This is a genomic window from Tenacibaculum aiptasiae, from assembly GCF_008806755.1.
GTDB lineage: Bacteria > Bacteroidota > Bacteroidia > Flavobacteriales > Flavobacteriaceae > Polaribacter > Polaribacter aiptasiae.
The window spans coordinates 40,534-49,109 of the sequence record NZ_WAAU01000034.1 but is presented as its reverse complement, the minus strand read 5'-3'; the positions used below and the strand labels follow the sequence as shown (position 1 = coordinate 49,109).

Below are 8,576 nucleotides of genomic sequence, written 5' to 3'. Positions count from 1 at the left end.
TAAATTAGGGTATTAGAATATACAATGGGATTGGTAGTTTTCTACTTTAGGACGCTAGTTTTATAAAATAGGGTTGTAGAATATACAATAGGATTGGCAGTTTTATAAATTAGGGTATTAGAATATACAATGGGATTGGTAGTTTTCTACTTTAGGACGCTAGTTTTATAAAATAGGGTTGTAGAATATACAATAGGATTGGCAGTTTTATAAATTAGGGTATTAGAATATACAATGGGATTGGTAGTTTTATACTTTAGGACGCTAGTTTTATAAATTAGGGCGTTAGAATATAGAATGGGATTGGTAATTTTATACTTTAGGATGCTAGTTTTATAAATAAGGTTGCAAGAATTACGGATTATTCAATTGTAAATATTTTTATTAATAGTAACTTCTAATTCCTATGTACTCTATTAAGTTAAAAAGTAAATTATTGAAAATAATTCCTAGAAATAAAGTTAATGAAATACTTACTAAAAGTATTTTTGATAAAAAAACTAGGTTTCGGTTTTTATTTTTTTGAAATAAAAGATGTATTCCGAAAGGTAAGAATATCATAAAGATTGGTATCCTAAAAGCAGGACTTAGTGCCCAAGCTTGCCCTTCTATATAATATATTAATATAATTAATCCGAAAAGTATTAAAGAAACAAAGAGTCCAAGAATTAATTCTTTTACAGTTATTTCTTTTAATCTAATAAGTTTTATTGATTTGATTAAAGAAAGTAATCCTATTACAATTGCTCCAAGCAGAAAAGGAAGTAGTATTATACCCATTAGTTTTTTTTTAAATCTTCTTAATTATATTCTCTTTTCAATAGTACTATTTTTTTATCTAATGTTAGTTATTCTAGTTATTAAAAGGTAATCTTAATTCTTTTATATTTACAATCCAAATCTTAGATAATTAATTGCAATAAATGAAAAAAATAGTACTTCTAACATTTTTAGTTTTATTATCGTCTTGTGATAATTTGAATAAGCAAAAAAAACAGTCTGACTTCAATATTAAAAAACAGTCAAAAATTGAAATGAAACAAGAAAAAGACACTATTTATAATTATTGGGATTTAGTTCTTGATACCATTTCTGATAAAAAAGAGTTTGTAATTTCTAATAAAAAATATCAACTTGAAATAAAAACATATAGTTTAAATGATAGTTCTATTGTTAGGAATTTATCTCAAGATGGAGAGTCAGTATATTTAGATCATTCTCATAAAATGGTTTCTGATTTTAAACTTTTAACTGATTCAATTTTTAGTACTAAAAAGATTGATAGAACAAGCTTTGAAAAAATATTAGATTCTGATTTTTACACTGAATGTAATCTCTTTTTAACTGAGATTGATAGTATAAAAGGAAATGTGATTTATTTAAGTTCTAATTTAGCTGTTCCTGATACGGGTAACCAATGGAGAGCTTGGTATTCTATAAAAATAGAAGAAGATGGACTTGGTGAGTTGATTCTTAAAGAAGCTGATTACGTTGGGTTATAAAAGATTGTTATAAATAGTAAGAGGAAACTAAAATTTCTCAAAAAGGAATTGAGAAAGTATGGAACTATGCTGGAGGAAAGCCTAATTTTCGTTTCGGTTTTGTTATTAATTCTATTGAACAGAAAGACTTATTTAAATTTAAAGACAAGTTTGAAAAAATTGGTGAGTTAAATATCATTGAAGGACTTAAAGAGATTGGTTCTTTAAGTTACAATAACACATATGAGCAATATGAGAAAGAATTTAAGGAAGTACTAACCTTAGATAGAAATCAATAATTTTATTCTTATTATATTTATATATCGACATTAGAAGAATAGATGAGTTTTTATAAAAAAGAGATATTACGAATTAAAGCTGATTGTTATGCGAATCAATGGCAAATTGATACTGTTATTGGTTTGAGGAATTATATAAATAACAACTTTAAAGAAAATTTAAATCTAGATCTCTTTTCTCGTATTCGATTTGTTTCTAAATATCACCTTTTACGTTTGTTTAAAAGATATTATGGACAAACTCCTAATCAATATTTGATTGATAGGAGAATTGAAATGTCTAAAGAATACATAAACAATGGTTTGTCGGTGTCTGATACTTGTTTTGAAGTTGGGTTTGAAAGTCTAAGTTCTTTTAGTAATCTATTTAAAAGAAAAACTGGATTTTCTCCTAGTGCCTATCGAAAGCGCAATTTTCGATAAATTTCTTTGGCCTATAATTCGAAACTTTGCAGTATCAAATTATTTTAAAATTATAGAGGATGAAAATTAGAATTGTAAGTGTGCCTGTTCATGACCAAGAGAAAGCTCTTGTGTTTTATACTGAAAAACTAAATTTTGTTAAGAAAATTGATGTTCCTGTTGGTGGTGGTAATCGATGGTTAACATTAGTTTCTGGTGAGGAGCAAGATGGTCCTGAGTTGTTATTGGAGCCTGCTCCTAAAGATTTTGAACCTGCTAAAGTTTATCAGAAAGCTCTTTTTGATGCAGGTATTCCTTATACTCAGTTTAATGTTGAGGATGTTGAAAAAGAATACAATAGATTGGTTGATCTTGGAGTGGTTTTTAGTGTAGAGCCTACTGAAATGGGAACTGCTAAATTGGCTGTTTTTAACGATACCTGTGGTAATCATATACAGATTGTTGAAATCTTATAAGTTGTATTATTAGGTATGAGAAAACTTATTGTATTTGTAATTCTTGGAGTTATTACTGTTAGTTGTAATAACTTTAAGGCAGAAGGAAACTTAAACAAAGAATTAAATCATTTAAAACAAGAAAGGGATAGTATGTTAGCTTTATTAAATCAAAACAAATCGAATGCTGAAAATGGAATTGCAAGTTTTTTGACTTTTCAAGATGGTAATGCAGAAGAAGCAATGAATTTTTATGTGGACTTGTTTGAAAACTCAAAAATTGTTGATATTCAACATAATCAAAAAAATGAACCTGGTGCTGGTAAGGTAAAAATAGGTCGATTTATATTGAACGGAAGCCTTTTTATGTGTAGCGATAGTTATATTAAACACGATTGGACTTTTACTCCTGGTGTTTCTTTATTTGTAGATCTTAAGTCAGAAGAAAGTATTGCTAGTACTTTTGAAAAACTCTCTGAAGGTGGTAAGGTTATGATGCCTTTAGATAACTATGGATTTAGTAAAAAGTTTGCTTTTGTTGAAGATCGCTTTGGTGTTTCTTGGCAATTGAACCTAGCTGAATAAATTTATTTTATTTTTATAAAAGTATTGACATCCTATATCTACCGAAAATAAAAGGTAGGGTATAGGGTGTTTTTGGTTTATAAAAGAATAATTATATGCTTATTTTTACGGTCAACGTTTTACGTTGTTATGTGTAAATAATTTATATAAAGATAAAATTGAATGAAAAAGAATATTGCATTAATCTTGATTTTGGCTATGATTTCCAGTTGTAAATCTCAAGAAGATTTAAAGAATTTTTATTATCCATTTTCTAGTCAACATGAAACTAAGGTATATAAATATGTTGATAAAAATGATTCTACAAAAATTGAGTATTGGAAAGTAACGTCCATTCCTGAAACTAAGGAATTAAAAACAGTTTCTTATGATTCTAATTTCAATATCTATAATAAATTTAATGAAATTATAACTGAAAAAGGAGCAGAGTTGACTTCTTATACCGATTTTGAAATAGATAGAGATGGAAATAGAAAAGAAATTAAAGCAAAAATAATTGATAAAGATGTTTATAAATGGAATGGAGAGAAAGTGTATACTTATTCAGTTAAGTATGTAAATAAGTATGGTCGTTTTGAATTTGAAAAGAAAAGAGCAGAAATAGGAATTGAGATTATTACTGTAAAAGGAAAAGAATATAAAGCTGTTAAATTTAGAGATGATTATATAATTAAAGCACTTGATCATAAGGTTGAGCAAATATTTTATCAATATGCATACTATGTGAAAAATATTGGAATGATAAAGTATAAAAGAAAAATACCTATTCAACACAAAGTAATTGAATTAGAATTGGTAGAGATTATGACTGAAAAGGAGTTTGAAAAGATTAAGGTAAATGATAATTAAAAAAGAAATAATAGACCATGAGTTTTATCTTTGGTTTAATGGTAAGTTAGTTTTTAAGAAATGGTTGGATCAAGGTTCTTCAAAAGTGTTTGATTATCATGCATGGGGAAAATATACAGAGTATAGTATAACTGATTTTGATTTAGAAGAAACTCCTCCTTTGTATCATGTTGAATGTAAATTGACTTTGTATACGGAAGAAGAGGGAGGGAGAGTAAGTGCAATTAGAAATGGGTATAGACCTAATAATGTTTTTGAATATGAAAGTGATGGAAACTTTAAATATGCTTTTGTAGGAGATTTTCAATTTGGTGAAAATAATTTAATAGAACCAGGTAAAACTCAAAATGTTCTAGCAAGGTTTTTAACAAGTCAACCAATTGAACAATATTTACACATTGGTCAGAAATGGTGGTTGCATGAGGATATAAATAAAATAGGGGAAGCTGAGGTTATTAAAGTTGAACTTCCTAAAGAAAAATAAAAGGCTTAAGAAAACTCTTAAACCTTAACTGTTTTAAAATTCATAATTAACGCCTGTTGTTTCTACACTATATTCCCATAGTTTTTTTACTAAGACTTCATCAAATACTATTTCTTTTAGTTTTGTTGGCTTTGGATTTCCTCTAATAAACCATCTAGGACCAAAATAAGTTTGTCCTTTGGTGTTTTCATCTGTAGCACCCATTAAGGCAGGTAAAGCTCCCATTTTAACCGACTGTGCCATGGTTTTATAAAAGAGTCCTTTTGCTCTTCCTTTTTGCCCTTTGGTTGCAGAAAGCCCTGGATGTGCACCTACCGAAATTGCTGAATAATTATGCGTTTTGAATAACTTATCGAGACTTACCATAAAAAGTAAATTGGCTAATTTACTTGCTCCATAACATTTGGTTCTTTCATATGCTCGCTTTTCATAGTTGATGTCGTCAAAATCGAGATTAGCAAAAAGATATGCTCCACTAGACATGGTTACAACTCGTGCATTTGGTGTTTTTTTAATTTGTGGTAATAACAATCCTACCAAAGCAAAATGTCCTAAGTGATTTGTTGCCATATGCATTTCAACACCATCTTTAGTAAGTTGATGTTTTTCTAGACTTACGACTCCTGCATTATTAATCAGTATGTCTAAACGATTGTATTTTTTAGTAAATTCTTTAGTGAACTCCTTTACGGAATTAATATCGGTTAAATCCAAACGAATTACATCTGCATCAATTTTTTTGGTTAGTGTTTTTTCTATTTGGTTTATTGCTGTAAATCCTTTGTCAATAGTTCTACAAGCTATTATGATTATTGCATTTTTTCGTGCTAACTCTAAGCTTATTTGATATCCTAATCCTGTATTACCTCCAGTTATGATTGCTATTTTATTACTAAGGTTTGGTATGTTGTTTTCGTCCCACTTTGCCATAATTTCTTTTTTACGTTCCGTAAATTCAATGCAAAATTGTGACTAATAAGTTTTTCAAATCTGAAATTAATTTCAGAAATCAAAGTTTGTGTTTTAGTTTGCTAAGCCATTGTGGTGTAATTCCGAGGAAATTTGCAATGTATTTTGAGGGTACTTGTTGTACAACTTGTGGCAAGTTTTGGTGTAGGTATTTTAGCATTTCTTCACTAGTCAAACTAATTAACATGGCTCTTAATTCGTTTTTATCTAATAAACTCATGATTCCATAGTTTTGAAAAACTTCTGCTAATTCTGAGCTTGCTCTAAATTCCGTAATTGTTTCTTTTGTAAGCTCTATCAATTCGGTATTGGTAAAAGTAGCAAGTCGGTATTTAGAAGGAGTGTTATAAGTAAATGATTGGGCTACTGTTGCTATAGGATGATAGTTAGGAATGAAAAAATTGATAGCTCTTTCTTCTCCTGTTGTTGGATGTACATGATACAATACAGCACCTCCTTTTTTTACTAAAAATAACTTTTGTGCTATTTCATTAAATTCTATTAATGTTTTATGGCTTTGTAATTTAATTGGTGTCCCAATTTTTTCAAGCTCTAGAAACAGTGTATTGATTGTATTATTGTCCATGCTTTTGAAAGATAGTGGAATTAAAATAAAAAATCAATATAATCTTACTTCCCTAAATTTTTAACTTGTATAATTTGTGCTGCAATACTTACTGCAATTTCTTCAGGTGTTTCACTTTTTATTGAAATACCAATAGGAGCGTGGACAGTATTTAGTTCTTCTTGTGTAAATCCTTCTTGTAATAACACATCCCACATTGTTTTTAGTTTGGCTTTACTTCCTAAAACTCCCATAAACTTATAGTTGTTTTTTAAAAGTTTACTCAATACTAATTTATCATCTGTATATTTATTCGTCATAATGGCTACGTAGCTAGTATTACCTTTAATAATATAATCACTAACATTGTTGTAGTCTATTATTTGTTTTTGGTGTGCAAATTTGTTGTTTTCTAAAGTGTTGAGGTTTTCTCTGTTGTCAAAAATAACAACATGGAAGCCTAGTTTTATAAATAGTTCTGAAACGGCTACTCCTACATGACCTCCTCCTACAATATATAAAGTTTCTTTAAAACCTATATGTTCTTTAAAATACCAATCGTTATTAGTGTTGATTTGATATTCGAATTGATTTTCAATGGTTTCTTTTGTAAATGTGAAAGAGTTAGGTGTTAATTGTAAACTTCCTTTTTCTCCTTTTTGTAAGCAATTAAGTAGTTCTTGAATTGTAGTAATGTGCTCATTATGTAAACAGTGAAATGCTACTGTTTGCTCTCCTGAACAAATCATTCCAGATCCATCTTTGATGTTTCCTTTATGAATTTGTTTTTTTATAAACGTAGGGGAGTGTTCTTTTTGAAGTAACTCCTGAGCTTCTTCTACCAAAGAGAATTCCATAACACCTCCACCTACTGAACCATAGATGAATTTGTTTTGGGTAACTAGCATTTTAAACCCTTTTCTACCTGGTGAACTTCCAAAATTTTCTATGACTGTTAAGACATATAGCTTTTGATTGTTTTGTAGTTGTTCTAATACGTGTTTCCAGAATTCCACTTTGTATATTGATAGTTTAATTAAAAATGGTTTCGCTTAAAGCATAGTATATTGCCATTAATGCCGAAAATATAGCACTTGCCATAAATCGCCAATCTAAACGAATTTTGTTTTGTATCAAATAGTTAGCAATAAAAGATATTGGTATGTTTGCTAAAAACGACCAACATGCTATGATTAGCAATTGACTATTTATCAAATCATAATTTCCTGTAAATAACTTAATAAAAGCTAAATGCCTGAAAATCCACAATGGATTAAAATAAGCTATTGCTAAACCTGTTTTTGCCAATGTTTTTTTTATTCCTGAATATGCCGCTGTTTTTTTATCTATCCAAGCAAAATAATTAGGGATTTCAAACGCATAAATAGTGGCTCCTACTAAAACTATTCCGAGTAATCTGTATATAGAAAACTCGTTTAATAATAAAGCGGCAATGGTATCTCCTGCACTATAAATAATAGCGCCTCTTATGATATTATGTTTGGTATATTGTAATTTGATAGCGACTAGTTTGAAATGATGTCTCCTTTTACTGGAGAATAGTTAGACTTTTCGTTTCCGTTAACGTTTACTTTGTCAAAGAAACATTTTACTCCATCGGCTCCATTGATATCCTCGATATTTTGTACATGAAAATGTAATTGTGGATAATAGGAAGCTCCTGAATTTCCTATTTGTGCTATGGTTTGTCCTTTAGTAACCTTATCACCGACTTTTACTTTAATCGATTGGTTCTTTAGATGCCCAAAAAATAGAAACTCATTATTTTTTGTTTTTAAGATAACCGTATTTCCTGAATAATAATAACGATTGATATGTCCTGGAATGTTATCTTTTACTCCATTGATAACCGATACTATTTCTCCTTCTACTGGAGCAATAACTTCTTTACCAAATGAAAAGTGGTTTTCGTTTTGACGTCTATTACCTGTGTATCGTTTACTATCTTTATTTAATAAAACAAAGTCGAAAGCATTTTTTTGGTAGTTTATGGTCTGGTGATTATTTTGCTTTTTAGTATCACCTCCTTGCATAACCCACCATTTTCCTTCTTTAAAAGGCAGTGTAATTTTTGAAATGTTTTTTTCTAAAACTGGATTGTCTCTGTATAAAAAAGCATCTAGTTTATTTAAAATTTGTTCACTTGGATAAATTTTAAATCGTTGATTTCCTTTTTCAAACTTTACATTAAAGCGTACTGCTGCTTGTGAAACTTCAATAAAGTTAAAATATTTAATCTTACCATATTTGGTTTGAAACTCCGATAAGATTGAGTTCCATTTTTCTTTTGAAACTTTTTTTTGAAAAGGAGCTGTAAATCGGTTATAAATTTTACCGTATGATTCTTTGTTGTAGTTTTCTTCAAAGTAAAACATAAACTGACCTGCGATGGCTTTTTTACTTTGTGAATAGGTGTGTAAACTAAAAACTAAAAGAATTAGTAGTAAGGTTAGTTTGTTTTTCATG

General features: G+C 28.9%; 12 protein-coding genes. 6 read left to right on the top strand and 6 right to left on the bottom strand.

What is annotated here, in order from left to right; all coding sequences use genetic code 11:
* Positions 1–384: 384 nt before the first annotated feature.
* Complete coding sequence (locus tag F7018_RS16730; RefSeq protein ID WP_150901250.1) at positions 385–780, bottom strand: hypothetical protein; 396 nt, start codon at positions 778–780, stop codon at positions 385–387.
* A 143-nt stretch (positions 781–923) separates the two neighbouring features.
* On the opposite strand from F7018_RS16730, the gene F7018_RS16725 reads away from it, so the two are divergent.
* The 6 genes from F7018_RS16725 (at position 924) to F7018_RS16700 (ending at position 4,555) form a co-directional block, all read left to right on the top strand.
* A complete protein-coding gene (locus F7018_RS16725; RefSeq protein WP_150901249.1) occupies positions 924–1,502 on the top strand; it encodes a hypothetical protein in 579 nt (192 codons plus the stop codon).
* A 320-nt stretch (positions 1,503–1,822) separates the two neighbouring features.
* The gene (locus F7018_RS16720) at positions 1,823–2,203 is read left to right on the top strand and encodes a helix-turn-helix domain-containing protein (protein ID WP_150901248.1); all 381 of its coding nucleotides are present in this window, start codon (positions 1,823–1,825) and stop codon (positions 2,201–2,203) included.
* A gap of 59 nt (positions 2,204–2,262) precedes the next feature.
* A complete protein-coding gene (locus F7018_RS16715) occupies positions 2,263–2,658 on the top strand; it encodes a VOC family protein (protein ID WP_150901247.1) in 396 nt (131 codons plus the stop codon).
* 15 nt (positions 2,659–2,673) lie between these two features.
* Positions 2,674–3,222 carry a VOC family protein gene (locus F7018_RS16710; RefSeq protein WP_246175234.1) on the top strand — a complete coding sequence of 183 codons (549 nt, stop codon included), beginning with the start codon at positions 2,674–2,676 and terminating at the stop codon, positions 3,220–3,222.
* A 162-nt stretch (positions 3,223–3,384) separates the two neighbouring features.
* The gene (locus F7018_RS16705) at positions 3,385–4,071 is read left to right on the top strand and encodes a hypothetical protein (RefSeq protein ID WP_150901246.1); all 687 of its coding nucleotides are present in this window, start codon (positions 3,385–3,387) and stop codon (positions 4,069–4,071) included.
* Complete coding sequence (locus F7018_RS16700; RefSeq protein ID WP_150901245.1) at positions 4,061–4,555, top strand: hypothetical protein; 495 nt, start codon at positions 4,061–4,063, stop codon at positions 4,553–4,555. Before F7018_RS16705 ends, F7018_RS16700 begins: the two co-directional genes overlap by 11 nt.
* A 33-nt stretch (positions 4,556–4,588) precedes the next feature.
* On the opposite strand, the gene F7018_RS16695 is transcribed toward F7018_RS16700, so the two are convergent.
* The 5 genes from F7018_RS16695 to F7018_RS16675 all read right to left on the bottom strand — a co-directional run bounded on the left by F7018_RS16695 (position 4,589) and on the right by F7018_RS16675 (position 8,575).
* A complete protein-coding gene (locus F7018_RS16695; RefSeq protein WP_150901244.1) occupies positions 4,589–5,485 on the bottom strand; it encodes an oxidoreductase in 897 nt (298 codons plus the stop codon).
* Positions 5,486–5,564: 79 nt separating this feature from the next.
* Positions 5,565–6,110, bottom strand: a complete 546-nt coding sequence (locus F7018_RS16690) for a Crp/Fnr family transcriptional regulator (RefSeq protein WP_150901243.1) — start codon at positions 6,108–6,110, stop codon at positions 5,565–5,567.
* 44 nt (positions 6,111–6,154) lie between these two features.
* Positions 6,155–7,105, bottom strand: coding sequence for an XdhC family protein (locus F7018_RS16685; RefSeq protein ID WP_150901242.1), 951 nt, complete (start codon positions 7,103–7,105; stop codon positions 6,155–6,157).
* A gap of 16 nt (positions 7,106–7,121) precedes the next feature.
* Complete coding sequence (locus F7018_RS18705) at positions 7,122–7,397, bottom strand: hypothetical protein (RefSeq protein WP_217701394.1); 276 nt, start codon at positions 7,395–7,397, stop codon at positions 7,122–7,124.
* A 218-nt stretch (positions 7,398–7,615) separates the two neighbouring features.
* Positions 7,616–8,575 (bottom strand): peptidoglycan DD-metalloendopeptidase family protein, encoded by a 960-nt coding sequence (locus F7018_RS16675; RefSeq protein ID WP_150901240.1) that lies wholly within the window; start codon positions 8,573–8,575, stop codon positions 7,616–7,618.
* Between the last annotated feature and the right edge of the window lies 1 nt (position 8,576).

Bases quoted from the DNA above. Each gene is read 5' to 3' on its own strand.
- F7018_RS16695 (WP_150901244.1), bottom strand. From the start codon at position 5,485: ATGGCAAAGTGGGACGAAAACAACATACCAAACCTTAGTAATAAAATA.
- F7018_RS16675 (WP_150901240.1), bottom strand. From the start codon at position 8,575: ATGAAAAACAAACTAACCTTACTACTAATTCTTTTAGTTTTTAGTTTA.
- F7018_RS16690 (WP_150901243.1), bottom strand. From the start codon at position 6,110: ATGGACAATAATACAATCAATACACTGTTTCTAGAGCTTGAAAAAATT.
- F7018_RS16725 (WP_150901249.1), top strand. From the start codon at position 924: ATGAAAAAAATAGTACTTCTAACATTTTTAGTTTTATTATCGTCTTGT.
- F7018_RS16730 (WP_150901250.1), bottom strand. From the start codon at position 780: ATGGGTATAATACTACTTCCTTTTCTGCTTGGAGCAATTGTAATAGGA.
- F7018_RS16720 (WP_150901248.1), top strand. From the start codon at position 1,823: ATGAGTTTTTATAAAAAAGAGATATTACGAATTAAAGCTGATTGTTAT.
- F7018_RS16705 (WP_150901246.1), top strand. From the start codon at position 3,385: ATGAAAAAGAATATTGCATTAATCTTGATTTTGGCTATGATTTCCAGT.
- F7018_RS16700 (WP_150901245.1), top strand. From the start codon at position 4,061: ATGATAATTAAAAAAGAAATAATAGACCATGAGTTTTATCTTTGGTTT.
- F7018_RS16715 (WP_150901247.1), top strand. From the start codon at position 2,263: ATGAAAATTAGAATTGTAAGTGTGCCTGTTCATGACCAAGAGAAAGCT.
- F7018_RS16710 (WP_246175234.1), top strand. From the start codon at position 2,674: ATGAGAAAACTTATTGTATTTGTAATTCTTGGAGTTATTACTGTTAGT.